The 26,206-nt window shown below is 56.1% G+C and carries 25 protein-coding genes, 1 tRNA gene and 2 pseudogenes; 9 read left to right on the plus strand and 19 right to left on the minus strand.

The features are described 5' to 3' along the window. Positions 1–281: 281 nt before the first annotated feature. The 3 genes from FQ185_RS26735 to FQ185_RS26745 all read left to right on the plus strand — a co-directional run bounded on the left by FQ185_RS26735 (position 282) and on the right by FQ185_RS26745 (position 3,739). Positions 282–1,235 (plus strand): TAXI family TRAP transporter solute-binding subunit, encoded by a 954-nt coding sequence (locus tag FQ185_RS26735; protein WP_030128979.1) that lies wholly within the window; start codon positions 282–284, stop codon positions 1,233–1,235. An 81-nt stretch (positions 1,236–1,316) separates the two neighbouring features. Beyond that, positions 1,317–3,344 (plus strand): TRAP transporter permease, encoded by a 2,028-nt coding sequence (locus tag FQ185_RS26740; RefSeq protein WP_149420080.1) that lies wholly within the window; start codon positions 1,317–1,319, stop codon positions 3,342–3,344. Continuing rightward, complete coding sequence (locus FQ185_RS26745; RefSeq protein WP_149420081.1) at positions 3,341–3,739, plus strand: DUF1850 domain-containing protein; 399 nt, start codon at positions 3,341–3,343, stop codon at positions 3,737–3,739. The genes FQ185_RS26740 and FQ185_RS26745 overlap by 4 nt, the downstream gene beginning before the upstream one ends. A gap of 67 nt (positions 3,740–3,806) precedes the next feature. Here the strand turns inward: FQ185_RS26745 and dctM are convergent, their stop codons facing one another. The 4 genes from dctM to FQ185_RS26765 all read right to left on the minus strand — a co-directional run bounded on the left by dctM (position 3,807) and on the right by FQ185_RS26765 (position 8,169). Beyond that, positions 3,807–5,090 (minus strand): C4-dicarboxylate TRAP transporter large permease protein DctM, encoded by a 1,284-nt coding sequence (gene dctM / locus FQ185_RS26750; RefSeq protein WP_149420082.1) that lies wholly within the window; start codon positions 5,088–5,090, stop codon positions 3,807–3,809. Next, entirely contained in the window at positions 5,087–5,719 is a 633-nt protein-coding gene (locus FQ185_RS26755) for a TRAP transporter small permease (protein WP_149420083.1), read from the minus strand. The genes dctM and FQ185_RS26755 overlap by 4 nt, the downstream gene beginning before the upstream one ends. Before the next feature lie 67 nt (positions 5,720–5,786). Beyond that, positions 5,787–6,782 carry a TRAP transporter substrate-binding protein gene (locus FQ185_RS26760; RefSeq protein WP_149420084.1) on the minus strand — a complete coding sequence of 332 codons (996 nt, stop codon included), beginning with the start codon at positions 6,780–6,782 and terminating at the stop codon, positions 5,787–5,789. A 496-nt stretch (positions 6,783–7,278) separates the two neighbouring features. Then, positions 7,279–8,169 carry a universal stress protein gene (locus FQ185_RS26765; RefSeq protein ID WP_149420085.1) on the minus strand — a complete coding sequence of 297 codons (891 nt, stop codon included), beginning with the start codon at positions 8,167–8,169 and terminating at the stop codon, positions 7,279–7,281. Between the two features lie 387 nt (positions 8,170–8,556). Here FQ185_RS26765 and FQ185_RS26770 point away from each other — a divergent pair, with 387 nt between their 5' ends. Continuing rightward, entirely contained in the window at positions 8,557–9,531 is a 975-nt protein-coding gene (locus FQ185_RS26770) for a TerC family protein (protein WP_149420086.1), read from the plus strand. Between the two features lie 471 nt (positions 9,532–10,002). Here the strand turns inward: FQ185_RS26770 and FQ185_RS31235 are convergent, their stop codons facing one another. The 4 genes from FQ185_RS31235 to FQ185_RS30285 form a co-directional block, all read right to left on the minus strand. Next, entirely contained in the window at positions 10,003–10,311 is a 309-nt protein-coding gene (locus FQ185_RS31235) for a hypothetical protein (RefSeq protein WP_149420087.1), read from the minus strand. A gap of 125 nt (positions 10,312–10,436) precedes the next feature. Next, positions 10,437–10,655: a hypothetical protein gene (locus FQ185_RS26780; RefSeq protein ID WP_109636033.1), complete on the minus strand. Its 219-nt coding sequence runs from the start codon at positions 10,653–10,655 to the stop codon at positions 10,437–10,439. A 293-nt stretch (positions 10,656–10,948) separates the two neighbouring features. Then, positions 10,949–11,038, minus strand: a tRNA-Ser gene (locus FQ185_RS26785). Between the two features lie 85 nt (positions 11,039–11,123). Continuing rightward, positions 11,124–11,282, minus strand: coding sequence for a hypothetical protein (locus FQ185_RS30285; protein ID WP_178113609.1), 159 nt, complete (start codon positions 11,280–11,282; stop codon positions 11,124–11,126). Positions 11,283–11,346: 64 nt separating this feature from the next. On the opposite strand from FQ185_RS30285, the gene FQ185_RS26790 reads away from it, so the two are divergent. The 3 genes from FQ185_RS26790 (at position 11,347) to FQ185_RS26800 (ending at position 14,107) form a co-directional block, all read left to right on the plus strand. Continuing rightward, positions 11,347–12,036 (plus strand): crotonase/enoyl-CoA hydratase family protein, encoded by a 690-nt coding sequence (locus tag FQ185_RS26790; RefSeq protein ID WP_149420088.1) that lies wholly within the window; start codon positions 11,347–11,349, stop codon positions 12,034–12,036. A 214-nt stretch (positions 12,037–12,250) separates the two neighbouring features. Continuing rightward, positions 12,251–12,973 (plus strand): 1-acylglycerol-3-phosphate O-acyltransferase, encoded by a 723-nt coding sequence (locus FQ185_RS26795; protein ID WP_149420089.1) that lies wholly within the window; start codon positions 12,251–12,253, stop codon positions 12,971–12,973. A 162-nt stretch (positions 12,974–13,135) separates the two neighbouring features. Further along, positions 13,136–14,107: a magnesium and cobalt transport protein CorA gene (locus tag FQ185_RS26800; protein WP_149420090.1), complete on the plus strand. Its 972-nt coding sequence runs from the start codon at positions 13,136–13,138 to the stop codon at positions 14,105–14,107. 85 nt (positions 14,108–14,192) lie between these two features. Here FQ185_RS26800 and FQ185_RS26805 read toward each other — a convergent pair whose 3' ends face one another. From FQ185_RS26805 to FQ185_RS26815, 3 genes are all read right to left on the minus strand, one after another. After that, entirely contained in the window at positions 14,193–14,921 is a 729-nt protein-coding gene (locus FQ185_RS26805; RefSeq protein WP_149420091.1) for an amidotransferase, read from the minus strand. A 95-nt stretch (positions 14,922–15,016) separates the two neighbouring features. Further along, positions 15,017–17,161: a 3-hydroxyacyl-CoA dehydrogenase NAD-binding domain-containing protein gene (locus FQ185_RS26810; RefSeq protein ID WP_149420092.1), complete on the minus strand. Its 2,145-nt coding sequence runs from the start codon at positions 17,159–17,161 to the stop codon at positions 15,017–15,019. A 25-nt stretch (positions 17,162–17,186) separates the two neighbouring features. Next, a complete protein-coding gene (locus FQ185_RS26815) occupies positions 17,187–18,392 on the minus strand; it encodes an acetyl-CoA C-acetyltransferase (RefSeq protein ID WP_149420093.1) in 1,206 nt (401 codons plus the stop codon). Between the two features lie 596 nt (positions 18,393–18,988). Between FQ185_RS26815 and FQ185_RS26820 the strand changes: the two are divergent. Then, a pseudogene (locus FQ185_RS26820) lies at positions 18,989–19,811 on the plus strand (cytochrome c). Between the two features lie 185 nt (positions 19,812–19,996). On the opposite strand, the pseudogene FQ185_RS26825 reads toward FQ185_RS26820, so the two are convergent. The 7 genes and pseudogenes from FQ185_RS26825 to FQ185_RS26855 all read right to left on the minus strand — a co-directional run. Then, a pseudogene (locus FQ185_RS26825) lies at positions 19,997–20,317 on the minus strand (transglutaminase family protein); the annotation flags it as partial. 135 nt (positions 20,318–20,452) lie between these two features. Then, complete coding sequence (locus FQ185_RS26830; RefSeq protein WP_064678940.1) at positions 20,453–20,794, minus strand: ribonuclease E inhibitor RraB; 342 nt, start codon at positions 20,792–20,794, stop codon at positions 20,453–20,455. A 214-nt stretch (positions 20,795–21,008) separates the two neighbouring features. After that, positions 21,009–21,242: a hypothetical protein gene (locus tag FQ185_RS26835; RefSeq protein ID WP_149420095.1), complete on the minus strand. Its 234-nt coding sequence runs from the start codon at positions 21,240–21,242 to the stop codon at positions 21,009–21,011. Positions 21,243–21,461: 219 nt separating this feature from the next. Next, positions 21,462–21,653 (minus strand): PLDc N-terminal domain-containing protein, encoded by a 192-nt coding sequence (locus FQ185_RS26840; protein ID WP_010456621.1) that lies wholly within the window; start codon positions 21,651–21,653, stop codon positions 21,462–21,464. Positions 21,654–21,736: 83 nt separating this feature from the next. After that, positions 21,737–22,267 carry a hypothetical protein gene (locus FQ185_RS26845; RefSeq protein ID WP_149420096.1) on the minus strand — a complete coding sequence of 177 codons (531 nt, stop codon included), beginning with the start codon at positions 22,265–22,267 and terminating at the stop codon, positions 21,737–21,739. A gap of 168 nt (positions 22,268–22,435) precedes the next feature. Further along, positions 22,436–22,954: an ankyrin repeat domain-containing protein gene (locus FQ185_RS26850; RefSeq protein WP_149420097.1), complete on the minus strand. Its 519-nt coding sequence runs from the start codon at positions 22,952–22,954 to the stop codon at positions 22,436–22,438. A 96-nt stretch (positions 22,955–23,050) separates the two neighbouring features. Beyond that, positions 23,051–24,889, minus strand: coding sequence for a long-chain-acyl-CoA synthetase (locus tag FQ185_RS26855; RefSeq protein WP_149420098.1), 1,839 nt, complete (start codon positions 24,887–24,889; stop codon positions 23,051–23,053). 344 nt (positions 24,890–25,233) lie between these two features. Between FQ185_RS26855 and FQ185_RS26860 the strand changes: the two genes are divergently transcribed. Further along, on the plus strand, positions 25,234–25,512 hold the full coding sequence (locus FQ185_RS26860) for a DUF3509 domain-containing protein (RefSeq protein WP_149420099.1): 279 nt from the start codon (positions 25,234–25,236) through the stop codon (positions 25,510–25,512). A gap of 96 nt (positions 25,513–25,608) precedes the next feature. Here FQ185_RS26860 and FQ185_RS26865 read toward each other — a convergent pair whose 3' ends face one another. Next, entirely contained in the window at positions 25,609–26,154 is a 546-nt protein-coding gene (locus FQ185_RS26865) for an acireductone dioxygenase (RefSeq protein ID WP_149420100.1), read from the minus strand. Between the last annotated feature and the right edge of the window lie 52 nt (positions 26,155–26,206).

A 26,206-nucleotide genomic window follows, 5' to 3' on the forward strand; every position in this document is an offset into this window, starting at 1 on the left:
AAAGGAAGGAAAGTATTAATATCGCGCATAAGAACGCCGGTTTGTTAGATGTGTTTGCTCGCACGAACATCATCAATCAAATCGGCGTTCTTGTTTCTGTGTTTCCCGGGATTCCGTGAAGAACCATTTTTTTTGGGGGTGAGAATCCCGATTGGCGTCATCGCAGCGACCGATTGAGAAGCCCAAAATTATTAGGCTAACTCAGCTTCCCACTCAAGGCGTTGGTTTCGACTACAGTAGAAAGACTCTGCATAAAGCCATAACAAGACGGAGAGTTTTCCATGCGAGTAAACAAACGCTTTAGTCTCTTTGCGGCCACCGCTGCGTTGACAGTCTCATGCGCAGCTAACGCCGCACCTGTGTTCATAAACATCCTTACCGGTGGTACTAGCGGGGTTTATTACCCCATTGGGGTTGGGCTGTCACAGATATACAGCGATGGAATACCGGGGGCGAAGACTTCTGTCCAAGCGACCAAAGCCTCGGTGGAAAATCTCAACCTTTTACAAGCTGGTCGTGGGGAGCTCGCTCTGGCGCTTGGGGACTCTGTGGCTGATGCAAAAAACGGCGTGGAAGATGCCGGGTTCAAGGCCCCGCTGACGAAGTTGCGAGCAATTGCAGGCGCCTATCCGAATTACATTCAAATTGTGGCGAACAAAGAGTCCGGCATCAAAACCTTGGCGGATCTGAAAGGGAAAACCATCTCCGTCGGCGCCCCCAAGTCCGGTACCGAGCTGAACGCGCGTGCAATCTTCAAAGCGGCGGGATTGACGTACGAAGACATGAGCAAAGTCCAATACCTACCCTTTGCGGAGTCGGTCGAGCTGATCAAAAACCGTCAGTTAGATGCCACGCTTCAGTCCTCGGGGTTAGGAATGGCGGCCATCCGCGACCTTTCCTCAACCATGCCATTGAACTACGTCTCCATCCCTCCTGATGTGGTTTCGAAAATCGGCAATGCCGCGTATCAGCCTGCACAAATTCCAGCCAATACCTATGACGGACAGCCTGAGTCAGTGCCCACGGTGGCGATCACTAATATTTTGGTGACGCGCGAGGATGTCTCGGATGACGTTGCCTACCAGATGACCAAGCTGATGTTCGAAAACCTCACTCGTTTAGGTAATTCTCACTCAGCCGCCAAGGACATCAAGTTGCAAAATGCTGCCAAGAATCTGCCCATTCCACTTCACCCCGGTGCCGAGCGCTACTACAAGGAAGCTGGAGCGCTGTAATCCAAAAATGCGCCACGGGGATGGTCGCTAGAGCGATAGAGCGGTTCGTACCCTTCTATGTAGTTTTGAGGCAGGTACCCAATGAGCGAAGATCATCATGGCATCGCCGCCAACCCACGCGACTGGCCTAAGACGCTGTTCTACGTGGCGTTGTTGTTTTCAGTTTTCCAGATTGTCACCGCTGCGTTTGCGCCTGTTTCCAGCCAGGTGCTGCGCGCGGTGCACGTTGGTTTCCTGCTGTGGGTGGTGTTTCTGAGTTACCCGGCGTATGGCAGAGCACGTCCTTGGCAGCCGTTGGCCTGGATATTGAGCCTCGCCGGGATTACCACTGCCTTGTATCAATGGTTCTTCGAGGCGGATTTGATCCAGCGTTCAGGTGACCTGACATCTGCAGACATGGTGGTTGGGCTGGTATTGATCGCATTGGTGTTTGAGGCGGCTCGTCGGGTGATGGGGATCGCGTTGCCTGTCATCTGTGGACTGTTTTTGGCATACGGTTTATTGGGTGAATACCTGCCAGGCGACCTGGCACATCGAGGCTACGGATTCGATCAAATCGTCAACCAGTTGTCATTCGGCACAGAGGGGCTCTACGGCACACCAACCTACGTTTCCGCTACCTATATTTTCCTGTTCATTTTGTTCGGTTCCTTTCTCGAACAGGCGGGAATGATCAAATTGTTCACTGACTTCGCCATGGGATTGTTTGGCCACAAACTCGGGGGGCCGGCAAAAGTATCGGTCGCGTCATCGGCTTTGATGGGGACAATCACAGGCTCAGGCATTGCAAACGTTGTCACGACCGGACAGTTCACGATTCCATTGATGAAGCGCTTCGGCTACAAGGCAGCATTTGCTGGCGGCGTAGAGGCGACTTCGAGCATGGGCAGCCAACTGATGCCGCCTGTGATGGGGGCTGTCGCCTTCATTATGGCGGAAACAATTAATGTCCCGTTCGTAGAGATCGCCAAAGCTGCGTTAATTCCAGCCATCCTGTATTTCGGTTCGGTGTTCTGGATGGTTCACCTTGAGGCAAAACGCTCCGACCTTAAAGGGCTACCCAAAGACCAATGTCCCAGTGCATGGGGGGCGGTAAAGGAAAGCTGGTATTTGCTGATTCCGCTTTTTGTCCTGGTCTACCTGCTGTTTTCCGGACGTACCCCGCTGTTCTCCGGGATGGTGGGTCTGGCGCTGACAGCCATCGTTATTCTCGGTTCGGCAATCATTCTTCGGGTGTCCAGTTTCGCGTTGCGATGTGCTTTTTGGATCGCTCTTGGTGTCCTCTGCGTCGGTTTTTTCCAGCTGGGTATCGGCGTGATCTTTGCGGTGATCGCCACGTTAGTGGTCATCTGCTGGTTCATCCAGGGAGGACGAGAAACCCTGAGTATTTGCCTGCACGCTTTGGTCGAAGGTGCTCGTCATGCTGTGCCGGTCGGGATTGCTTGCGCTCTAGTGGGAATCATCATCGGAGTAGTGTCATTGACGGGCATAGCCTCGACCTTCGCCGGTTACATACTGGCCATTGGCAGGGATAACTTGTTGTTGTCACTCATACTGACGATGGTTACCTGCCTGGTGTTGGGTATGGGTATCCCGACGATTCCCAACTACATCATCACCAGTTCGATTGCAGCACCCGCTTTGCTTGAGTTGGGTGTGCCGCTGATTGTGTCGCACATGTTCGTTTTCTATTTCGGAATTCTTGCCGACCTTACTCCACCGGTCGCTTTGGCATGCTTTGCCGCAGCGCCCATCGCCAAGGAAACAGGATTCAAGATCAGTCTGTGGGCGGTTCGTATTGCACTGGCAGGCTTCGTCATTCCGTTCATGGCGGTCTACAACCCTGCGCTCATGATGCAAGGCGACAATTTGTGGATGACGGCCTATATGTTGGTGAAGACGGTTTTGGCCGTTGGCCTTTGGGGAATGGCGTCCACAGGTTATCTGCAACAGAAGATGCCGGTTTGGGAGCGTTTATTGTGTTTCGCGGCAGGTGCTTTGTTGGTCGTTGCGATGCCGTTGACCGACGAAATCGGTTTTGTGCTGGGTGTGTTGCTGATACTTCAGCATGTCTGGCGGTCTCGCCGTGGCGGACTGGCCAGAGCATGATCGGCTTGTGCCTGGGTCTGGCGGGAGTCGCCTTGGCCCAACTCCCAATCTCAAGCTTTACACTGGCCTGGAATCACACAATTGAAAAAGTTCGTTGGGAAGAAGACTACCGCATCTCGGAACAGGGACTTGTGCTCACCGAGGCCAGGGTCAAAGGGAATGGCGCAGGCATGGAAATTCCCCCTGGGGCCAGGTTGGAAAAAGGCAGTTGGCACTATCAGCGCCAACTGCCGCCCTTGCAACCGCTGAACCTGGGACGTACCCCGCAAGCAGGTGACTACCAGCTATGCTTCGATCAGCAATGTCATGAGATGAGCGAGTGGCTGGGACCACCTGTCAGTAATCCGTCCTCAGTGGAGCTATGGAGTTGCGTGACGGACTCAGAACAACAATAAGTGGCCAGAAGCACAAACGTGAAAGCCCTGTCCGGATACGAACGTCCAGTAGCCGGACAGGCAGGCATCAGCTCATGCCCAGCCAGTTTGGTAACGCCAGGGAGATCCAAGACACGTAGGTAATCAGGATCAGGAACAGGACCAGAATCATCAGCCACGGCATGGCGGCTCTGATGGTTGCCGGCAGTGTCATACCCGTCACAGCAGAGGTCACGAACAGGTTCAGGCCCACAGGTGGAGTGATCAAGCCGATTTCCAGATTCACCACCATAATGATGCCCAGGTGAATGGGATCGATACCCAGCTTCATGGCGATGGGGAAGAGGATCGGTGCCAGGATCAGGATGATGGCCGAGGGTTCCATAAAGGCCCCTGCAATCAACAGCACAATGTTCACCACCAGCAGGAACATCACCGGTGTCAGCCCCGCTTCAATCACCCACGCGGTGATCTGTTGCGGTAGCTGCTCGGTCGTCAGCACATGCGCGAAGAGCATGGCGTTGGCAATAATGAACATCAGCATGATGCTCAGCTTGGCCGAGTCCAGCAGGACCTTTGGCGTTTCGCGGAACGTTAAATCTTTGTAGACGAACAAGGCGATGAAGGCCGAGTACACGGCCGCCACCGCCGCAGCTTCGGTCGGGGTAAACATCCCGGAGTAGATACCTCCCAAGATGATGAACATCAGCAGTAGACCCCAGATCGCCTTGCGTGCCGTGCTAAGCCATTCACGGAACGTCGCGCGCGGCATGGCGGGCAGCTTTTTCTTCACGGCGACGATGTAGATCGCGACCATCAACGCCAGCCCCAGCAGCAGGCCTGGTAACACTCCAGCCATAAACAGTTTGCCGACAGACGTTTCGGTTGCGGCTGCGTAGACCACCATGACGATCGAGGGTGGAATCAGGATACCCAAGGTCCCGGCGTTACAGACGATCCCCGCACCGAAGGCCTGCGGATAACCGGAGCGGACCATGCCAGCAATGGCAATTGAACCCACCGCCGCTACAGTGGCTGGGCTCGATCCGGAAAGGGCAGCGAACAACATGCACGCCAACACGGCAGCAATAGCCAGACCACCACGGATATGGCCGACACAGGCATTGGCAAAGTCAATCAGCCGCCGAGCGACGCCACCGGTGGTCATGAAGGCCCCCGCGAGCAGAAAGAACGGGATGGCCAACAGCGTGTAGTGCTCCGACGTCTCGAACAGTTTGATCGCCAGTGAGCGCACGGAGTCCGGGCTGAAAAAAACGATGGTCAGTGAGCCCGCCAACCCCAGGGAGATAGCAATGGGAACGCCGATCAACATCAGCACGAACAGTGATGCAAACAGGAAGGCAATGGTCATGACTTGTCATCCTCGTGTTCAGTCAGTTTCATCGCATCTGCGGCTTCATCGGCCAAGCCCAGACCGGTCTGCCTGTTTTGCAGGATGCGCACGAGAATTTCAGCGAAACGGATGAAGACCAAGGCGAACCCTACGGGGACGATCAACCCGATGTGCCATTGCATGATCCCGTACTGGCCCAAGTCTTCGGCACCTATGCGCGCAATCATCAGGGTCTGGATCCACCCGAAACTGGCAATGCTGAGCAATCCGGCATAAGTCAGGCAGAAAAGACAGGCAATGATGCCAATGAGCCGTTGCACCGATTTGCTGGCCATTCTGACCAGCGCATCAACGCCGATATGGCCGGCCGTGCGTACGCCGTACGACAGCCCGAAAAAAATCAGCCAGCCAAACAAGGCCTTGGTCAGTGAGGTACTCCAGGTCATGGCCTGTGCCATACCCATGACGCCGTCGCCGATTGCGAACAGCGACTCGCTGGCGCCTTCCCAGCTCTCGGCGAGGCGGTAGAACAGGGTGTAGAGGTTGTTGAGGACAACGTAGACGAATGTTACCAACGTCATTGCGGCCAAAAGGAAGACGATGAAACCTTCCTCGAAGTGTTCCCAGATGCGCCGAAGAGCATTCATGGATGGCATCTCCTGTAGCGGACGACAGGCAGGTGTTGCCAGGGCGGCAACACCTGCCGACGACCGATCATTGGGCCTGGTTGGCAGCTTCAGCGGCAGTGATCAGCTCGGCGCCGATATCGCCTTCGAATTTTTTCCACACCGGTTTCATCGCGACACGCCATTGTTCGCGTTGCTCAGGCGTCAGGGTAATGATCTCGGTGGTTTTGGCCGCAATGATGCTCTGCTTGGCGTTCTGATTCAGTTGCTCGGCCTCTTTGTTCACATGCGCGGTGACTTCGACGAGGATCTTGTCCAGCTCGCTGCGAAGCTCCGGCGACAAACCGTTCCAGAACTTGGTGTTGGTGATCAGCATGTAGTCCAGTACGCCGTGATTGGATTCGGTGATGTACTTCTGTACTTCATGCATTTTCTGGCTGTAGATGTTCGAGTAAGGATTCTCCGCGCCGTTGACGACACCGGTCTGCAAGCCCTGATAAACCTCGGCGAAGCTCATCTTGCGCGGATTGGCGCGTATGACCTTGAACTGCTCCTCGAGCACGGCAGAGGCCTGCACCCGGAACTTCAGGCCACGGGCATCCCCCGGCACTCGTAGCGCTTTGTTCGCGGACAGTTGTTTCATCCCGTTGTGCCAATAGGCCAGTCCAGTGATGTTTTTGTCTTCCATGGACTTGAGCAGCCCCTGGCCCTGCGGGCTCAGCTGGAAGCGGTCAACAGCGGTGATGTCATCAAACAGGAAAGGCAGGTCAAACAGTTGAACGGTCTTGGTGTAGTGCTCGAACTTGGCCAGCGACGGTGCAATCATCTGTACGTCCCCGAGCAGTAAGGCCTCCATCTCTTTGCCATCGCCAAACAATGAGGAGTTGGGGTAGACCTCGACCTTGACCTTGCCGGGCAAGCGTTCTTCCACCAGTTTCTTGAACAACAGGGCGCCCTGACCTTTGGGAGTCTGCTCTGCAACGACGTGGGAGAATTTTATAATCACCGGGTCTGCAGCCATGGCCATGCTCATGGTGCCAAGGGCAAGGGCGCAGGCAACTGCTTTCCACATAGGTTTGAACATTGGGGGGATTCCTCTTGTTTTAGTTTTTCGTACAGTTCCATGCTCTGAAAAGCATGTGCACGGCGGACAAGAGCAAGTCTAGGCAGAAAACTGGCATTTGGAGGGGGATGACTGAATGTAGTTGGAATCTTGTATGTAATAAGGTATTCCCTTGGAAACAACCTCTTACAATTAATGTTTAAGACGATTGCGGTCAGGGTTATCGGTTTTAAGGGGCATCTATACCGATGACAAACTCGTCATCGAACACTGCACCACCAGCAGGGCATCTACTTAGATCATGCTCTGGCTTCAGAATAAGAGGGTATCTGTAGACAGAGCCACGCCACGGAGCCCCATACCGTTGGCCAAATAGTCGCCGAGCATTTTTCCTGATAACGACGGTTGTTGGCGCTGATGCGATTTTTGATCCAAGTGACCGGCAGCAGCTTGGGTCAAAACCTTATCAGCACCGACAGCCGGCTGCGGTAGTGGCGGCTTTCGTTTATTGATCCGCTTATCCCTTGATAGCCAAAACGCTGCAGGGCACCTGATACAGAACATGTTCCGTGGTACTGCCAATCAGCTTGTCCACCCCTTTGTGATGGGTATTTCCCATTACGAAGACATCCGCTCGAGTATGAGTGGCAAAGTCGGCCATCGCTTTGGTTGGCGGCCCTGCAATGAAGTGTTGTCGCTCAGGTGGCACTCCGTGGCGTCCAGCCAAGGCAATGAAGCACTTTTCAAGTGACCGGCGCACGTCGTTGCTGAAGCCTGGCATCGTCACGGCGCCCGCACCTGCATCAGAGAAATGTGTGTGTGTCAGCTCATAGGCATACAGCATGTGCAATTCAGCATCACATTGCGTCGCCAATTCGTTCGCCGCCTGAATGACGCTATCGTTGATTCCACTGATCTGACCCTCTGGATGCGATGGATCAACCGCCGCCACAATCACCCGAGGAAGCGGACACCTGACTTCGCTGACCAGATGTATGGGGGTCGGACATTCGCGCAACAATTGCCAATCCAAAGGCGTGACGAATACGCGTTTGAGCGCTGACTCATGATGTACGTCCTTGATAATCAGGTCCGGCTGCATTTCAGCCACATGCCTAAGGATCTCTTGCAGCGGGTCACGGGTCAATGCAACTTCGGTGGTCACATTGATGCCCTTCCTGCGCATGAGTTCGGCCTCATCCGTCAACCACTGCAGGTTCTCCTGCCGGCAACTCTCACGAAGTTGTTCACTGTTGCTCATTAACCGCATAAGGTCGAAGTCTTCGATGAACACCGCAATACGCAGCGCTGCGCCTGTGGCATCGGCAAGTGCGATTGCCCGCTCCATCGCCGGCGAGTGACGCATGGTTGGACCTGCGATCAGAAAGAGTCGTTGATACTGCCTCATGTGACACCTCCAAACGTTCTGGGTTATCCGCTAGCGCCCCCAGCACTCTCGCTTGTCCCTCCATTGACGATCTTTTATCGCCTCAACTACCTGGATCGACACTATCAATATACGCCTGCATCACCGGCTTACCAGTTGCCAAGCCTGTCGAAGGGTGTAGCAGACTTTTTCATCACGATCGAGCAGGAGACGGGACTGCTGGAACCGCGCGCCATGCCACCCGCCTTGACCACGGAGCAGAACCAATGCGATTGCCGGTAGTTGAGCACCTGAATCAGTACTTCGTAAAAAACGAACTATTCGCAACGAATAAACGATTTTTGTTGATGTAACAGGCTCGTTAGCATGACTCCTCCAGCCTATTGCTGAGTCATGCGGAGACAGAAAATGACCGCCATCAGCGTCGGCCAATCCTGGATGTGGGCCGCCTTCATCCTGTTCGTCCTTGCCATGCTGGCGCTCGATCTGTTCGTCTTTGGCGGACGCAAGGCGCATCGTGTTTCGGTGCGCGAAGCGCTGACTTGGGTCATCACCTGGACCAGTTTGGCGTTGGTCTTCGCCGTCCTGCTCTGGTGGTATCTGCGCAGCATGTTCGGCGCCGAAGTGGCCCAGCATACAACGCTCGAATTCCTGACGGGCTACCTGATCGAGCAGTCGCTGTCGATCGACAACATGTTCGTTTTCGTGATGATCTTCGGCTACTTCGCCGTGCCACCAGAGTTGCAGCGCCGCGTCCTGCTCTATGGCGTGCTCGGCGCCATCATCATGCGCGCCGGAATGATTTTCGCCGGTGTCTGGCTGGTGCAGGAGTTTGCCTGGCTACTCTATATCTTTGGCGCTTTCCTCGTCATCACCGGCATCAAGATGCTGATCTTCGCCAACCAGCAGCCAGACCTCGAAAAAAACCCTTTGCTGCGCTGGCTGCGTAGCCATCTTCGCATCACCGACGGCTTTCACGGCGAGCGCTTCTTCGTGCGCCAGAACGGTCTGCGCTGGGCGACGCCGATGTTCCTGGTGCTGGTACTGATTGAGGCCAGCGACCTGGTGTTCGCGGTCGACAGTATCCCGGCTATCTTCGCCGTCACCACCGACCCCTTCATCGTGTTCACCTCCAACATCTTCGCCATCATGGGCCTGCGCGCACTGTATTTTCTGCTTGCCGACATGGCCTACCGCTTCCACTTGCTCAAATATGGCCTGGCCATCGTACTGGTGTTCATCGGCGGCAAGATGCTGGTCGCGCCGTGGTGGCACATGCCGATCCAATGGTCGCTGACCACAGTCGGCGGCATCATATTGATTTCGGTACTGTTGAGCCTGGCTTTGACGAAGAGCAAAACACGGGTTACGGGAGAGCAATGATGAATCAGAGATGTTGGCGCTGATGCGGTTTTGACCCAGGCTACCGGAAATCAATGACCTACCCGAATACTTGGTAATCGATGGTCTTATGCGTGTCTTCACAAACCGCCTCGTCACGGATCTAGTGAATGACCGTTTTAGGCGATTTCAGCCTATCGCAACCGGCTGAAAACGGCCAAAAGCAGGCCTTAGACGCGTGTACGAACCCAGCGGCTATTCACTGCTCTAAATCCCGCTGTCTGCCGAAGACGTTCACGGTGCCGACGCCCTATTGCATCGGTCTCGCTGATCCCGTCTCGCACCACCCGAAAGCATGTGAGGTCAGGGTGCGGGGGTCGCCGGTGTTGATTCCGTACGTCGCACTATCCGGCCATCGACGTCCAGGCCTTTCCAAGGGCTGCCCTGGCTACAGGTAAACTCGAGGCGTAAAAAGCCCGCGTTGAGCGGGCATCGGAAATCATCCGAACTAATTCAGGCACCTGATTCAGGGTCACTCGCAGGCATATCGCGAGCCTCCTTATCGTTTTCGTCCTGATCGTCCATCTGTGAGTCGGCGTCAGGGTTATCGACTCGACCGCTCCGTCCAGCTTCTGGATGCTCACTCGATACCGAGTTATTTGCATCCACGTCAATCATGTCTTCGTCGACAGGAGCCTCGTCGTCTGGAGGCAGCGGAACTTCGGGTTCATCCCTCTTGGGGTCATGGCCGGTTTCGTTGTCCGTCGTGCGCGTTTCGGGCTGCTGTGATTTGTTGCCAGGTGCGTTCTCGTCAATGTCCATGCTGAACCTTCGTACTGATGCGCGGGATGTCCGTGCTTGAACATGAGAAACGGCAAAGCGTTACAAGTGCAGCGCAGTGGACGAACGGAGAAGAAAAACCCGGCTCACTGGCCGGGCTTTCTCTCCTATCTCCTATCGTCTGAAAGCGGTGTCTGTTCATCCGCCTCTGGAGTAGTCCTCTCACCAGGATCCTTCCAGTCTTCTGGACGATCATCGCTTGGATTTTTCAACGGATCGTATTTGTTCGGATCGTCTGGATCTAGCGTCGGCTCATCTGAACCTGGCTCAGGCTTGGATGGAACAGAACCTTGTGTTTGGTTTTGAAAACTCGAATCGGTAGACATACCCACCTCACCAATGAGGTCCAGCTTTTCTGGGCCGTAATAGTTTGAATTTGGCAGGTGAAAAGTGTGCGACTGAGCAGATGAGCGGGCAGTGAAAAGCCCAGCGGGCGGCTGGGCTTTTGGAGTTGCACGGACTTGCCCCCCATCTGCATCACAACTGACCAGTCATAGGCGTTGATTTCCCCATGAAATTCGTAGGAAATACTGAAAATCCAGGTGGGGGAACAAATGGGGGAACAGAATACGACGGATACAAAAAAGCCCCGTAAAACGGGGCCTTTAGGTTAAAAATATGGCGGTGAAGGAGAGATTCGAACTCTCGATACAATTTCTTGTATACACACTTTCCAGGCGTGCTCCTTAAGCCACTCGGACACTTCACCGTATCTCGTCAAACATATTCAGTCTGTCGAGGCGCGCTAATGTAGTCGAAAGCTTTTCTGATGGCAAACATTTTTTTCAGAATTTTCATGCGGTTATCTCGATAAACCCTTTGAGGTCATTCCAGGCCATGGCAAACTTGCCAATCTCCGGCTTCGCGCCCGCTTCTATATAGAGGGGAATGCGCGGTGGGCATGGCGGGCTACGCTTGGCGAGCCGGTAAAGGGTGACTGGTGGGTCAGTCACGGCGCTTTACCTGGCCTGCGACGGTGAGTAACGTCTGCCCTACTTAATTGAAAGGAATAGCGTCATGAGTGAGTTGATTTCCTACCATCTCGAAGACGGTATCGCGACCCTGACCTTGAGCAATGGCAAGGTCAATGCTATCTCCCCGGACGTGATTGCTGCGTTTAACGCTGCGCTGGATCAGGCGGTGACTGATCGTGCCGTGGTGATCATTACCGGTACGCCCGGGATTCTGTCGGGCGGTTATGACTTGAAGGTGATGACGTCCGGCCCGAAAGAGGCCGTGGCGCTGGTGACTGCGGGGTCAACGCTGGCTCGTCGCCTGTTGTCGCATCCGTTCCCGGTGATCGTTGCTTGCCCTGGGCATGCGGTAGCAAAGGGTGCGTTCCTGCTGCTGTCGGCGGATTACCGCATTGGCGTCGATGGCCCGTTCAGCATTGGTCTGAACGAAGTGCAGATCGGCATGACCATGCACCACGCGGGTATCGAGATCGCGCGCGATCGCCTGCGCAAATCGGCGTTCCACCGTTCCGTTATCAACGGTGAAATGTTTAATCCGCAGAGCGCTGTAGATGCCGGCTTCCTTGATGTGGTGGTGTCTGCCGAGGAGTTGCAAGGTGCCGCGCTGGCAGCGGCTCGTCAGTTGAAGAAGATCAACATGACCGCTCACAAGAACACCAAGCTGAAAGTGCGAAAAGCGCTGCTGGAGACCCTCGACAACGCGATCATCGAGGATCAGGAGCATTTGGGTTAAACCCAAATCTGCAATGCCGAAAAGCCCGACCGTCGTGTCGGGCTTTTTCTTACCTGTTCGGTTTAAAAGCCTACAACCGCTCTAGATCGCGTCTGACCTACAATTCGGAAACATGCGCTCAAACTTCGCCTATCTCCCACCTCTATAACGGCAATTGCCGAAGACAGTGCACATCCGTACACTGCGCCACCTTTTGTCCCGGCGGGGCCTGTAAATGCTGTTTATGTTTCGTATGTTATTGATGGGCCTGCACTTTATTGTAGCGGGTGTGCTCGGGGTGATTTTAGGATTGTGCCGGCCCTTCAACCCGGACAACAGCCGTTTGTGCGCGCGTCTGTATGCGCTACCGGCGATGTGTATTTTGCGTCTGCGGGTGAAGGCCGAAGTCGGGCCGTTGATGAATAAACCCGACAGCTGCGTAATCATCGCTAACCACCAGTCCAACTACGATCTGTTTGTGTTCGGCAACGTGGTGCCTCGCCGTACCGTCTGTATCGGCAAGAAGAGCCTGAAGTGGGTGCCGCTTTTCGGGCAGTTGTTCTGGCTGGCGGGCAATGTGTTGATAGACCGCGGCAATGCGCAGAAGGCGCGCACGTCGATGTTGACCACAACCCACACTTTGCAACATGAAGACACCTCGATCTGGGTGTTCCCGGAAGGCACTCGCAACCTGGGCGAAGAGTTACTGCCGTTCAAGAAAGGCGCCTTCCAGATGGCGATCGCGGCGGGCGTGCCAATCGTGCCGGTGTGCGTCAGCAGTTACGTCAAACATATGCGGTTGAACCGCTGGCGCAGTGGGAAGATTCTGATCCGTTCGTTGCCGGCGATTCCAACAGCGGGATTGAGTCTGGATGACATGCCCATGCTGATCGCCCAGTGCCGCGAGCAGATGCGCGAATGCATCGCTTCGATGGACCGGCAACTGCAAGCCGCGTAAAAGAACCCGCCCTGTGCGGGTTTTCTTTTGCCCATGAACTCTGCAGATTTTGCTGACTCTCAAGCAGCAGACAAGGCTAAGCTGGACACTGCCTGGCGCTGCCATGCGTTACCAACAGAAAGCTGCCAATAAATAGCTGCCAATAAGAAGTGAATTACCATCATGGGTAGAGTTGTTGCTGCTGCGGTTTACAGCGCCGGTAAGAAAGTCACTGATATCACTCTCGACGAAGGCGCTGCCTGGGCTGCAAAGCCTGGCCACTTTGTCTGGATCGGCCTCGAAGAGCCGAATGCTCTGGAGCTGACCAATCTGCAACGCCAGTTCAACCTGCACGAACTGGCCATCGAAGACGCCCTGGAAAAACACAGTCGACCGAAGCTGGAAACCTTTGGTGATGCGCTGTTCATCGTCACGTATTCGCCTATCCGCACTGACGGCAAACTGGAGTTCATCGAGACTCATATCTTTGCCGGCAATGGTTACATCATCACCGCACGCAATGGGCACTCGGCGTCCTACGCCTATGTCCGACAGCGCTGTGAGGCGCGTCCGATATTGCTGGAGCACGGAGAAGATTTCGTACTCTATGCCATCCTCGATTTTGTAATTGAAAACTACCAGCCAATGGGCGAAGCGATCCATGCCGAGATCGATGAGCTGGAACGCAACGTCATGTGCAGCTCCCTGAATGAGCGCGACATTCAAAAACTCCACAGCTTGCGCCGCGACGTACTACGCCTGCGTCGTTATGCAGCGCCGATGGTGGAAATTGGTGAGGAACTGCAAAAACTCAGCTTTCCGTTCATCGACAAAAACATGCGTCCGTACTTTCGCGATGTGCAGATCCACGTAACGCGGCAGATGGAAGACCTGACGACCCTGGCGGATATTGCCAGCCAGACCATTGAGGTCGGGGTATTGCTGGAGGCGTCACGCCAAAGCGTGGTGCAGCGCAAGTTTGCGGCGTGGGCGGCGATTCTGGCGTTCCCGACGGCGGTGGCGGGGATTTACGGGATGAACTTCCAGAACATGCCGGAGTTGACGTGGCATTACGGGTATTTCGCGGTATTGGGGTTTATTGCGGTGGGATGTGTGGGTTTGTGGGCGAGTTTCAAAAAGTCGGGTTGGTTGTAGATCCATGGCGAGTGCTTCGCACTCGATCGCGGGCAAGCCATGCTCCCACAGGACTGAGGACGCCTGCAGGAGCGAGCGCTTGGTTTTAAACCGCCCCGGCCGCAGGCTTGTGCGCCACAAACCGCATCATCCACTCCGCAACCGTGGCGCCATGGTGCTGATGCTCAAGGCTCGCCACGCCCTTCTGATAAATCTGCTCGCCCAGCGCTTGCTGACGAATCTCCAGCAACGCCCGCGAATAATCGTGGATAAATTCCGGATGCCCCTGGAAGCACAGCACCTGATCGTTGATGTGGTACGCGGCGAACGGGCAGAAATCGCTGGAAGCAATTACCGTGGCGTTTTCCGGTAGCGCTGTCACCTGATCCTGATGGCTGATCAAAAGCGTCAGCTCTTCCACTACAGGACTCATCCACGGCGCTTTGGCGGCGAGTTTGTAGTTGTGGGTGCCGACGCCCCAGCCTTGAGTCGCACGTTCGCTCTTGCCGCCCAGCAGCAGCGCCAACAGTTGGTGGCCGAAGCACACGCCCAGCAGTTTGTCGCCGCGCTCATAGCGGTTCAGCAGGTAAGTCCTGAGGGTTTCGATCCAAGGGTCGGTGCCGAAGGAATCGGCCTTGCTACCCGTGACCAGATAGGCGTCGAAGGTCAACTCATCGCTCGGATACTCACCCTGCATCACGTTGTAGACAGTGAATTCGGCAGCAATGGGTTGCTGCGAAAACAGACGCTGGAACATCTGCCCGTAACCCTGATATTCATCGACCAGTTCCGGACGCAGGATGTCGGTTTCCAGAATGCAGATGCGTAACGACATAAAAAATACCTGACACGTGATGGGAATAATGCACACCCCAGAGCCTGCCTTGAAACACGGTGGCAAGGCAAGCCCCGGAGTGCGTCATCCGTCCCTTAAAACACCTCCCCTTTGGCGGCTTTTTCCAGCAGCAGCGCGGGTGGCGCGAATCGCTCGCCATACTGCTCGGCCAGGTACTGGGCGCGGGCGATAAAATCGTTCACGCCGTACTGGTTGATGAACTGCAGCGCGCCGCCGGTCCAGGCTGCAAAGCCGATACCGAAGATCGAGCCGATGTTGGCGTCCGCCGTCGACGTCAACACGCCCTCCTCCACGCAGCGCACGGTTTCGATGGCTTGCACGAACAGCAGCCGATCACGCACGTCCTTCGGCGAAATCTGCCCATCAGCTTTTTCGAAGCGGGTTTTCAGCTCTGGCCACAGATGCTTCTGGCCACCAGCCGGGTAAACGTAAAAACCACCGCCAGCGGCCTTGCCCGGGCGCTTGTATTCGTTGAGCAGCAAGTCAATCACGGCGAACGCCGGGTGATCAATCAGCGGTTTCCTTTCTGCCTGCAGGTCTTTGGCGGTTTGCTGACGGATATGGCTCATCAGGCTGAGGGAAACTTCGTCGGAGATCGCCAGTGGCCCGATGGGCATCCCGGCCTTGCGCGCTTCGGTCTCGATCATCGGCGCGCTCACGCCTTCGCCGAGCATGGCGATGCCTTCGTTGGTGAACGTGCCGAACACCCGCGAGGTAAAGAAGCCGCGGCTATCGTTGACCACAATCGGGGTTTTCTTGATTTGCAGTACGAAATCGAACCCGCGAGCCAGGGTTTCGTCGCTGGTATTGGCGCCTTTGATGATTTCCACCAGCGGCATTTTCTCCACCGGGCTGAAGAAATGCAGACCGATGAACTTGCTCTGGTCCGGCACGGCGGTGGCCAGGCCGTTGATTGGCAAGGTCGAGGTATTGGAAGCGATCACCGCATCCGGGCCGACGATTTTTTGCGCTGCCGAGGAGACTTTGGCTTTCAGCTCACGGTCTTCGAACACTGCTTCAATGATCAGGTCGCAACCGGCCAGGTCGGCATCGCTTTCGGTGGCATGAATCCGCGCCAGCGTCGCTTCACGCTGCTCAACGCTCAGTTGGCCGCGAGCAACTTTCTTGTCCAGCAGCGCCGCCGAGTGAGCCTTGCCGTTCTCCGCTGCGGCGAGACTGATGTCCTTGAGAACCACCTCGATACCCGCCGATGCGCTGACGAAAGCGATGCCCGCGCCCATCATCCCGGCGCCAAGCACACCAACTTTTTGCGTCACATACGGCGCAAAACCCTGGGGCCGCGAGCCGCCTGCATTGATCTCATTGAGCTGGAACCAGAACGTGCCGATCAGGTTTTTCGACACCTGCCCTGTGGTCAATTCAGTGAAGTAGCGGGTTTCGATCAAGTGCGCCGTGTCGAAATCCACCTGGGCACCTTCCACCGCGGCGCAGAGGATTTTCTCCGGCGCGGGCATGCAGCCCTGGGTTTTACTGCGCAGGATCGATGGCGCGATGGCCAGCATCTGCGCGACTTTCGGGTTCAATGGCGTGCCACCTGGAATCTGATAACCCTTCACGTCCCAGCGCTGCGCAACCGAAGGGTTGGCAATGATCCAGGCGCGAGCCTTGCTCATCAGTTCATCGCGATCCGCTGCAAGTTCATCGATCAAGCCCGCCTGAAGCGCCTGTTGCGGCCGGACCTTTTTGCCTTCGAGCAGATAGGGCAAGGCTTTTTCGATACCCAACATCCGCACCATGCGCACTACCCCGCCGCCGCCCGGCAACAGGCCGAGGGTGACTTCCGGCAGGCCGAGCTGTACGGATGGATTGTCCAGCGCCACGCGGTGATGGCACGCCAGGCAGATTTCCCAACCACCGCCCAACGCCGCGCCATTGATCGCTGCGACCACCGGTTTGCCGAGGGTTTCCAGGGTGCGCAGCTGGCCCTTGAGGGTCAGCACCATGTCGTAAAAAGCTTTGGCTTCAGGTTTGCCGACCTTGATCAATTCATTGAGGTCGCCGCCGGCGAAGAAGGTTTTCTTGGCTGAAGTGATGATGACGCCGGCGATGGCATCCTTCTCGGCCACCAGTCGGGCGACGCAGGTCGCCATGGCCTCGCGGTAGACCGCGTTCATGATGTTGGCGCTCTGGCCCGGCATATCGATGGTCAGGACGACGATCTGGTCCTGACCCTTCTCGTAACGGATGGCTTCGGTCATGAAGGTAATTCCTTGAAGTCGGGGTTCAGAGGCGTTCGATGATGGTGGCAATGCCCATGCCGCCGCCGACACACAGCGTCGCGAGGCCATAGCGCAAGCGCCGGGTTTCCAGTTCATCAAGCAGCGTGCCGAGGATCGCGCAACCAGTGGCGCCCAGCGGGTGGCCCATGGCGATGGAACCGCCGTTGACGTTGACCTTGTCCGGGTCGATGGCCATGTCTTTGATGAATTTCAGCACCACGGACGCAAACGCTTCGTTGACCTCAAACAGGTCGATGTCTTCGACCCGCAGCCCAGCCTTGGCCAAGGCCTTGCGAGTGGCCGGCGCGGGGCCGGTGAGCATGATGGTCGGATCGGTGCTGGTGACCGCCGTGGCGACGATCCGCGCCCGTGGCTGCAAGCCCAGCGCCCGGCCCTTGGCTTCGGAACCGATCAGCATCAGCGCCGCACCATCGACGATCCCGGAGCTGTTGCCCGGCGTGTGGACGTGGTTGATTCGCTCCACATGGCTGTAGACCCTGAGCGCGGTGGCGTCGAAGCCCATTTGCCCCATCATCTCGAAGCTCGGCTTGAGCTTACCGAGGCCCTCCATAGTCGACTCTGCGCGAATGAACTCATCGTGATCGAGCAGGATGATGCCGTTCTGGTCCTGCACCGGCACCAACGACTTGTTGAACGAACCGTCCGCCCGCGCCCGCGCAGCCTTCTGTTGAGAATGCAGCGCGTAGGCATCGACGTCCTGCCGACTGAAGCCTTCAATCGTGGCAATCAGGTCGGCACCCACGCCTTGAGGGGTGAAATGGCTGTGCAGATTGGTTTCCGGGTCGAGCGCCCAAGGGCCACCGTCGCTGCCCATGGGCACGCGGGACATGGACTCGACACCGCCGACCACCACCAGGTCTTCGAAACCGGAACGCACTTTCATTGCACCGAGGTTCACGGCTTCCAGCCCGGAGGCGCAGAAACGATTGATTTGCACACCGGAGACGCTGACATCCCAATCGGCAACTTGTGCCGAGGTTTTGGCGATATCCGAACCTTGATCACCGATCGGCGTTACACAACCGAGCACCACGTCATCGACCTGGCTGGTGTCGAGAGACGTGCGCTGTTGCAGCGCGGTGAGCAGCCCGGCCACCAGGTTCACCGGTTTGACACTGTGCAGCGCGCCATCGGCCTTGCCTTTGCCACGGGGCGTGCGTATTGCGTCGAAAATCAAAGCTTGGGTCATGACGTCCTCGAACCTGAGCGGGAGTAAATGCGATGTTCCCACCTTAGGCCGAGCAGCCATGGATTCAATGACCGCAGCGCTCACTAACGTTGACGGCGACGCTCAGACGGACGGTAGTCGACGACCGGATTAACCGTTTCATGACACCAAGCTGTCTAGCAAACGGGCGCCCAAGAAGCTGGCAATAGGCCTCATGCCTTTTTAATAGCAATTTACGTACACACCATACGAAATGGGTCTAAACCAAGCGTGACGCGGGCTCTAAGGTGAACTTGTACGAAGTTGTCGTCGGGTTTTGCCGAGGCGCTCGTCAAACAGGAAGTGCAACGCTCTGCCGACATGGAGAAATGCAGGCAGGCATCAGGAAATAACAATAAAGGCGGTCAAGCCATGTTCAAACAATCGAAAGTACGTCAAGCCGGGCTCATTCTATTCGCCACTACGCTGTTGTTGATTTTGCCGAACCTGACCAAGGTGATCGGCTAGTCGGCCTTTAAAAAATACGGCGCAGGTTTTTATATCGCCCTCTTAAAAATGTGACTGGCTCGCTACCCGGGCCAGCGTGGGTGTGCCAACCTTTGCGGCACTTCCACGACATGGACGGCGATCATTTTGAAAATGCTCATTCTGTTCGGGGCTTTGCTGCTCAGCACGCCCCTGTATGCTGCACAGCTGAATCTGGAGCTGGGCGCGAGCAATCGCACCTGGCAGACCGAGGAGTTGCTCAAGCATCCTCAGATTCAGACCATCACCATCAATAACGACGTTTCCTACAAACGGGACATGAGCTATCGCGCTGTTCCGTTGGCGGCGTTATTGACAGGCATCAAGCCTGAAGATCATCTGCAAGCTGTGGCGTTGGACGGGTTTGCCGCCGAGTTGGCCGCAGCACCGTTGCTCAATGACAAGGGTGCGCGGGCGTGGCTGGCGATTGAAGACCCGGGCAAGCCATGGCCGGCATTGTCGGAAGGCAAGCACAGCGCCGGGCCGTTTTATCTGGTCTGGACGGATCCGCAAGCAGGCAATATCAGCCCCGAGCAATGGCCGTTCGAAGTGGCGAGCATCAAGCGCATGGCGCCGGTGGCCGAGCGCTTCCCTGCCCTGCTGCCTGATCCTGCATTGAAGGCGGACGATCCTGTTAATAAGGGTTTTGCACTGTTTCAGAAGAACTGCCTGGCATGCCATCGACTCAATGGTGCGGGGGATTCCCAGTTCGGGCCGGATCTGAATATTCCGTTCAATCCGACCGAGTATTTTGGGGTGGATTTTCTTAAGCGCTACATCCGTGATCCGCAGAGTTTGCGTCAATGGCCGCAGGCGAAGATGCCGGGGTTTACGGCGCAGGTTTTGCCGGATGGGGATATGGAAATGCTGGTGGGGTATTTAAAGCATATGGCTGGGCGCAAAGTTAAACCCTAGCCTTATGTTGCCTGGGTGGGCCTCTTCGCGAGCACGCTCACTCCCACAATGGTCCGGTGCAAAACACACATATTGTGCTCATTGATAATCCTGTGGGAGCGGGCTTGCCCGCGATTGCAATATTTCAGACACCCATGCAGCCATCGCGGGCAAGCCCGCTCCCACAGGTTCTGCAGCGTCCCGATTTACTGTTGTTGCACCGAAATAATCGGCAGAGGCATCGGTGTTGGCGAAACAAACACCTTCGCATGCATCTGCTCACAACCACCGCCACGGCGAAAGCCGCACACCGGGCAGGCGTCCAGATAATCCAGGCCCACCGCCAGTTTCAAGTGGCGCTCGGGACGTGCCAGTTCGTTGATCACATCGAAGCTGTACCAGGCGTCATCGAGCCAGGCTACGGCCCACGCATGGCAGACCCGATGCTCGCTGTTCTCGCTGTACAAATACCCCGACACATAGCGCGCCGGAATGCCCAGGCTGCGGGCACAGGCAAGAAACGCATGACCGGAGCCGACGACGCCTTAGCCGCCTGCTCAGGCGGTTTTTTTTGCTTCCTTGAAACGTTATGAAGCAAAAACACAAACGAAAACGGCCAACCCGAAGGCCAGCCGTTGCTGAGTGTTATCGCTGTTCATAGGTTATGCGAGTCGCCCTCGTACCTCCTGCTTGACGCCCCATCCTTCAATGATGCCGCCCAAAGGCTCGACCACTGCCTCGAAATCCTGCTCAAAGTCACCGATGCCGTCATAGGTGGCGTACATCACTTTGCTCAGTTCCAGATACCACGCGCCGTCATCGCGCACGCTGATTTGTGCATTCAAGGATTCACCACAGTAATGCCCTGCCGCCCTGCGTGCCCGCTCCTCGTCCGGGAAAATGGCGTAGAACTCGATCGGATGGAATCGTGAAAAGTCAAAACCGCCTTCTTTCATGCGGCGCAGCACGCTGCTGCTGATGTCTTCTTGATAGGCTGTGCTCATGAAACGTCCCCCTCATACTGATGGATAGACTTTCCGTATTCCCGGCACTCGCAACCGGATGGTGCGAGCGATGCGGCAACGACGTTGCCGGTGGGAAGCAAGCATGTAGCTGACAAGACCAGACCTTAGCGATCCGTTCGCTGATCTCGATTGCAGAGTAGCCTCTAGACAGAGCCGCTGCCAAGGTCTGGTTGTGAATGTGACAAGAGGTGTATCAGACGGGAGTAATGCCGAGGATTTGTATGCTGTTCTGGGTTTTAAGACTTTTGACGCTCGCATCATCGGTTCGCCCCTCCAGATCATTCAGATCCAGTTCGGCGGCGACAGGAAGGAGTCGTGCCTTGATGAGTTTGGCGGCGTGCTCATTATCCGGGCACTCCTCGCACTCAAAGACTTCATCGACTGTTTCACCGTGATCATCCACGAAAGTGATTTTCCACTTTTGCATCAGTGCCTCCTCGATAAAACCCGCAAAAGGGCTTACAACTATCTGGACTTTTGCCCCGACTGATCGTTCAAACGGATTACAGCGCGCAGGTATGAAAAACCTGTGGGAGCGTGGCTTGCCCGCGATGCAGACGCTGCGGTCTGTCAGCTACACCGCGGTGATCCTGTGTCGCGGGCAAGCCACGTTCCCACAGGGTCGGTGGTGCTTCAAGGAAACGAGTCAGATACGGACATTGCCCCGTGGCCCGGCGATGGCCCAGATGATAAGGCCGAGAACCGGCAGTAGCAGGATGAGCAGCACCCAGATGATTTTCATACCGGTATCGGCGCCACTTTTCAGCACGTTGATGATTGCCCAGATGTCCAGGACAAGAATGATCAGCCCGATCAGACCGTTAAACGTGGAACCCATGGTGACGCTCCCTAAGAGTGGTGTGCACTCTTAGGATAGCCGGCCGTTGCGAGGGTTCCGTTTTATTAACGCCCCTGGAGGCTTCAGACGTGGATCGCCACTTTCAGGGCTTCCAGGGATGGCGCGGCAGCGATGCCGACTTCGGCGCACAATTCGAGCACGCGTGGAACGTCGTTGCCGTACACCAGCACCACTTGCAGTTCGTCGTCGAGCAACTGACTGAAATTCACCAGCTCGTAGCCGCCGTTTTCCTTGTTCATGCTGCTCATCTGCACCTGAATGCGATTGAGCGCGGTCAGGGCTTCGGTCTTGGCCAGTTGCTTGGGTTTGATATTGAAATCAACACCGGGGCCGAATGAGGCGACGATCTGCGCGAACAGGTCGATGTAGGTGTCGGCCTGAAACAACACGGTCTCCGGCAAACTTCCCACCACCACCCATTCACCCAGAGGCATCGGGAAGGTGTCGTCGTAGTTGATGTCTGGATTAGCCGTCAGGAAAGCCTCGGGATCAGCGTAGGCCTGTGCCGCTTCTTCAGCGATGTTCAGGATTTCGTCATCGCTCATGCACCCGGAGCTGATTTTGCTGATGAGTTCGACGAGTGCGGCTTTCATGGGGCAGATCCTGTAGCGAGTGAATTTTGAGGGCGCGAAGGATAGCGCATTGATCGCGTTTGGCCCATTCGCGAGCAGGCTCGCTCCCACCTTGGATTTTGCCTGGGACGATAACTTTCGACCGACACAAATCCCTGTGGGAGCGGGCTTGCCCGCGAAGGCTGATTGTCAGCCGAGCAATTTCTGCAGCTGCGCGGTGGTATCGACGGCGCCCAGGGTCTTGGCGGCGTCCAGCGCAGAGACGCCATTGGCGTCCTTGGCTTTCGGATCCGCGCCTTTGCTGATCAGGTAGTCGACGATTTCGACGCGGTTGAACATCGCCGCCATCATCAGCGCAGTGCGACCGTCGAAGGACGAACCTTCCACTTGCGCGCCGCCTTCAACCAGTGCCTTTACCACCGCCAGATCACCCTTGAACGCCGCGCCGGCAATCGGGCTCTGGCCGTTGTCGTTGCGGATTTCCGGGTCGGCCTTGTGTTCGAGCAGGACTTTTACCGTCTCCACATGGCCGTGGTAAGCGGCCAGCATCAGCAAGGTGTCGCCCTTGTGATTGCGCAGGTTTGGCGGCAGGCCTTTGGTCAGCAGCGCAGCCATCATGGCCGCATCGCCCTCGCGCGCTTTGTTGAATACCTGCTCGGCAAATTCAGCGGCTTCTTCGGGGGTCATCTGGTGGCTTTGGTCTGACATTGGGTGCTCCACGTTCGGTTATTCGCAAAGCCGACAGTTTCCCGAGCAGTACCAAAACTGTCACTTCTTTTTTCTCATAGAGCGCCATAGCCACATTCAATAGCGGTACTTGCCGCTGTGAATGTCCTCCAGTAACTGCTCGGTGACCTGCACGTAAGTCTGGGTACCCGGCAGCCAGGCGTAGATCGGATCATCGCCGGTTTTATTCGGGTCGAAGGCTTCATCCTTGAGTCGGGTCTTCTGATATTTGAAGGTCCCGGTGGTTTCCATTTTGACTTTCACCCGCAGGAACAATGGCACCGCATAGGCTGGCATCTGCTGACGGGCGAAGGCCAGCAACTCGCTGAAATCCAGGGTCGCCAGGGACTCGGCTGGCGTGATTGCTGCCATCCCGGCGCGTCCGTTGGTGTTGCAGATTTCCACGCCATAAGCCACGGCCTCGGAAATATTCGGGTGTTGCAGGAGGATGTTCTCGACTTCGGTGGTCGAGACGTTCTCGCCCTTCCAGCGATAAGTGTCGCCCAATCTGTCGACGAACTGGGCGTGACCAAAACCGATGTTGCGCAGCAGGTCACCGGTATTGAAATAACGGTCGCCCTTCTCGAACACGTCGTGGATCACGACTTTTTCGGTCTTCTGCGGATCGGTGTAGCCGTCCAGCGGTGCCTTGTCATCGATTTTCGCCAGCAACAACCCCTGCTCGCCTTTGGCGACTTTGCGCATGAAGCCTTTGGCATCGCGAAGCGGCGCGCCGCTGTCGTGGTCGTATGCCGCCAACTCCCAGGACATCAGGGAAAAACCGACGGTATTGTCGAAATTAAGAATGTTGGTGAAGCCGATATTGCCGTCGCTGGCGGCGTAGAGCTCGCAAATGTGCTCCACCGCAAATCGTGTCTTGAATTCAGCCCACGCACCAGGACGCAGGCCATTGCCGATCATCTTTTTCACGCCGTGTTTACTGTCGTCGGCGCTGGTCGGTTGATCCACCAGATAGCGGCATAATTCGCCGACGTACCCGAGGGTGGTCGCCCGGTACTTGCGCACGTCGCTCCAGAACTGACTGGCGCTGAATTTGCGGCGGATGGCAAACCCCGAGGCGCCGCTGATGGCCGAGCCCCAGCACACGCAGAGCCCGGTGGCGTGATAGAGCGGCAAGGTGCAATAGACGACATCCTCCGGACGCATATCCAGCGCGATCATGCCAAAGCTCGCAGAGCTGCGCATCCAGCGGCCGTGTTTGAAGATGCCGGCCTTGGGCAAACCGGTGGTGCCCGAGGTGTAGATAAAGAAGCAAGGATCGTCGAAGAAAATCTGCTGGCTGTTGGTGGGGTTATCGCTGGCGCCATCGACACTGGCGGTCATCAGATTGATGAAACCGTCGGGCGAAATGCCCGGATGGTCGAAGGTGTTTTGATCAGCGACAAACCAGGTGCGCGACGGCTCGATCGACACCCGCTCACGGACCGCTGAAAACGCCGGGACCAGCTCTTCACCGACAATGATCGCCGCTGGCGCCACCAGGCTCAGGCTATGGGCCAGGGTATCGCGGGTCTGTGAAGTATTGAGCAAGGCACTGATCGCGCCGACCTTGGCCACCGCCAGAATCGTCACCAACAGTTCCGGGCGGTTCTCGATAAAGATCGCCACCACGTCACCTTTGTTGATGCCTTGGGCAATCAGGTGATGGGCGATGCGATTAGCCCACTGGTTGACCTGTGTATAAGTCAGTACCACCTCGCCCTGCAGCAATGCCGGGCCATCGGGATTGCGCAAAGTCGCTTGCTCGAAGCTCCAGCCCAGGCCACACGGTTGGGTCGGGTCCTTGACGTTGGCGACTTTCATGCCCTTGACCACTCGGGGAATGGCCTTGGCAATAGAAGGCAGCTTGCGGAGCATCATGCCCCAGGTAATCGTGTCGTTCGGCGTGCGGCTCATGTTGCTCCCGTTCGATCTTTTTATTGTCGGGCGGCGTTGATTGAACCCGAAAATACGTCAGCGGTTCTTGAGCTGTACACGCGGTTTTTGAAATGTTTTGTATCCACGGCCAAGGGCACTGGAAATCGGGAACCTGCACCCGGCAATTGGTTCCATCGAATTGTGGCCGACCACGCAAAATGCAGGATGCACGATGGCCATTCATGCAGATTGCACGAAAACAAAAAATGACCATAAAACTAACTTATTGATTCATAACGATTTTAAATAAATCAGGTGCTGGCACAATCACTGCAACTACCTCTGCATGCTTGCCATTTCATGAGCTAACGGAGCTGATAGACATGAGCCTGATCCAAGAAAAATTTTCGTCGCTGTTTTCCAACTTCGAAGTGACCACCCAGGCCCGACCTGACGGTGGCATCCTGCTGACCCTGTGCAGCACCGAAGGCAAAGTCTTTAAACGTTCGATTTCCTACCAGCAATTGCATGCTGGTGATCAGTTGTCCTGGGTGATCAGCGCGATTCGCCGTGACCTCGCCGAACAGGCCAGCGAACTGCCGCAGATCTCCATGCTGCAAAGCCAGCAGCGGTTTGCTTTGCCGACTTACCACTCGTTGTAAATCGTCACTCGCTGTAAACGATCAGGCCGTGAAAGCTTTCGCTTCACGGCCTGAGTTGTTTCTGAAATCGCGCAATCGTGGCTCGCCAATGCCGACTCAATCCTCCAGAAGCGGGAAACGGCTGGCAATGTCATCGCCGGTGAAGCTGGCCGCCCTTCCCTCAGGATTCTTGAACAGCCGGATCGCAATAAGGTACGGATGCTCCCCCATGTCGAACCAGTGCTTCGTACCGGCCGGCATCGAGATCAGGTCATTTCTTTCGCAGAGCACGGCATAGACGTAATCGTCGATGTGCAGGCTAAACAACCCACGGCCAGCGACGAAAAATCGTACTTCATCTTCACCATAGCGGTGTTCGTCGAGGAAGCTGGCGCGCAGTTCGGCTTTTTGCGGGTGATCGCTGTTTACGCTGATGACATCAACTGTGATGTAACCGCGCTCGGTCATCAGTTGGTCGATTTGCGCCTGGTAAGCGGCGATCGCTTCTTCCTGGCTGGCACCCGGCTGGATTTTCACCGTAGCTTGCCAACGGTCGAAACCCACGCCTTGCTCGGCCAGGGTCGAAACGATGTCTTCGAAATGGGTCAGCACCTTGTTGGGTATTTCGGGGCTGGAGAGGTGATAAACGGACAGGCTGCTCATGGCGGCAACTCCTTAACGGTTCAAGAGGGAGCGCGTCTTCAACTCGCACTCG

It is taken from the genome of Pseudomonas sp. ANT_H12B, assembly GCF_008369325.1.
Classification (GTDB): Bacteria; Pseudomonadota; Gammaproteobacteria; order Pseudomonadales; family Pseudomonadaceae; genus Aquipseudomonas.

Bases quoted from the DNA above. Each gene is read 5' to 3' on its own strand.
- FQ185_RS31235 (WP_149420087.1), bottom strand. From the start codon at position 10,311: ATGGACATTGACGAGAACGCACCTGGCAACAAATCACAGCAGCCCGAA.
- FQ185_RS26740 (WP_149420080.1), top strand. From the start codon at position 1,317: ATGAGCGAAGATCATCATGGCATCGCCGCCAACCCACGCGACTGGCCT.
- FQ185_RS26860 (WP_149420099.1), top strand. From the start codon at position 25,234: ATGAGCCTGATCCAAGAAAAATTTTCGTCGCTGTTTTCCAACTTCGAA.
- FQ185_RS26830 (WP_064678940.1), bottom strand. From the start codon at position 20,794: ATGAGCACAGCCTATCAAGAAGACATCAGCAGCAGCGTGCTGCGCCGC.
- FQ185_RS26810 (WP_149420092.1), bottom strand. From the start codon at position 17,161: ATGACCGAAGCCATCCGTTACGAGAAGGGTCAGGACCAGATCGTCGTC.
- FQ185_RS26805 (WP_149420091.1), bottom strand. From the start codon at position 14,921: ATGTCGTTACGCATCTGCATTCTGGAAACCGACATCCTGCGTCCGGAA.
- FQ185_RS26755 (WP_149420083.1), bottom strand. From the start codon at position 5,719: ATGAATGCTCTTCGGCGCATCTGGGAACACTTCGAGGAAGGTTTCATC.
- FQ185_RS26745 (WP_149420081.1), top strand. From the start codon at position 3,341: ATGATCGGCTTGTGCCTGGGTCTGGCGGGAGTCGCCTTGGCCCAACTC.
- FQ185_RS26865 (WP_149420100.1), bottom strand. From the start codon at position 26,154: ATGAGCAGCCTGTCCGTTTATCACCTCTCCAGCCCCGAAATACCCAAC.
- FQ185_RS26780 (WP_109636033.1), bottom strand. From the start codon at position 10,655: ATGTCTACCGATTCGAGTTTTCAAAACCAAACACAAGGTTCTGTTCCA.
- FQ185_RS26855 (WP_149420098.1), bottom strand. From the start codon at position 24,889: ATGAGCCGCACGCCGAACGACACGATTACCTGGGGCATGATGCTCCGC.
- FQ185_RS26770 (WP_149420086.1), top strand. From the start codon at position 8,557: ATGACCGCCATCAGCGTCGGCCAATCCTGGATGTGGGCCGCCTTCATC.
- FQ185_RS26735 (WP_030128979.1), top strand. From the start codon at position 282: ATGCGAGTAAACAAACGCTTTAGTCTCTTTGCGGCCACCGCTGCGTTG.
- FQ185_RS26840 (WP_010456621.1), bottom strand. From the start codon at position 21,653: ATGGGTTCCACGTTTAACGGTCTGATCGGGCTGATCATTCTTGTCCTG.
- FQ185_RS26765 (WP_149420085.1), bottom strand. From the start codon at position 8,169: ATGAGGCAGTATCAACGACTCTTTCTGATCGCAGGTCCAACCATGCGT.
- FQ185_RS26800 (WP_149420090.1), top strand. From the start codon at position 13,136: ATGGGTAGAGTTGTTGCTGCTGCGGTTTACAGCGCCGGTAAGAAAGTC.
- FQ185_RS26795 (WP_149420089.1), top strand. From the start codon at position 12,251: ATGCTGTTTATGTTTCGTATGTTATTGATGGGCCTGCACTTTATTGTA.
- FQ185_RS26835 (WP_149420095.1), bottom strand. From the start codon at position 21,242: ATGCAAAAGTGGAAAATCACTTTCGTGGATGATCACGGTGAAACAGTC.
- FQ185_RS26790 (WP_149420088.1), top strand. From the start codon at position 11,347: ATGAGTGAGTTGATTTCCTACCATCTCGAAGACGGTATCGCGACCCTG.
- FQ185_RS26815 (WP_149420093.1), bottom strand. From the start codon at position 18,392: ATGACCCAAGCTTTGATTTTCGACGCAATACGCACGCCCCGTGGCAAA.
- FQ185_RS26850 (WP_149420097.1), bottom strand. From the start codon at position 22,954: ATGTCAGACCAAAGCCACCAGATGACCCCCGAAGAAGCCGCTGAATTT.
- FQ185_RS26760 (WP_149420084.1), bottom strand. From the start codon at position 6,782: ATGTTCAAACCTATGTGGAAAGCAGTTGCCTGCGCCCTTGCCCTTGGC.
- dctM (WP_149420082.1), bottom strand. From the start codon at position 5,090: ATGACCATTGCCTTCCTGTTTGCATCACTGTTCGTGCTGATGTTGATC.
- FQ185_RS26845 (WP_149420096.1), bottom strand. From the start codon at position 22,267: ATGAAAGCCGCACTCGTCGAACTCATCAGCAAAATCAGCTCCGGGTGC.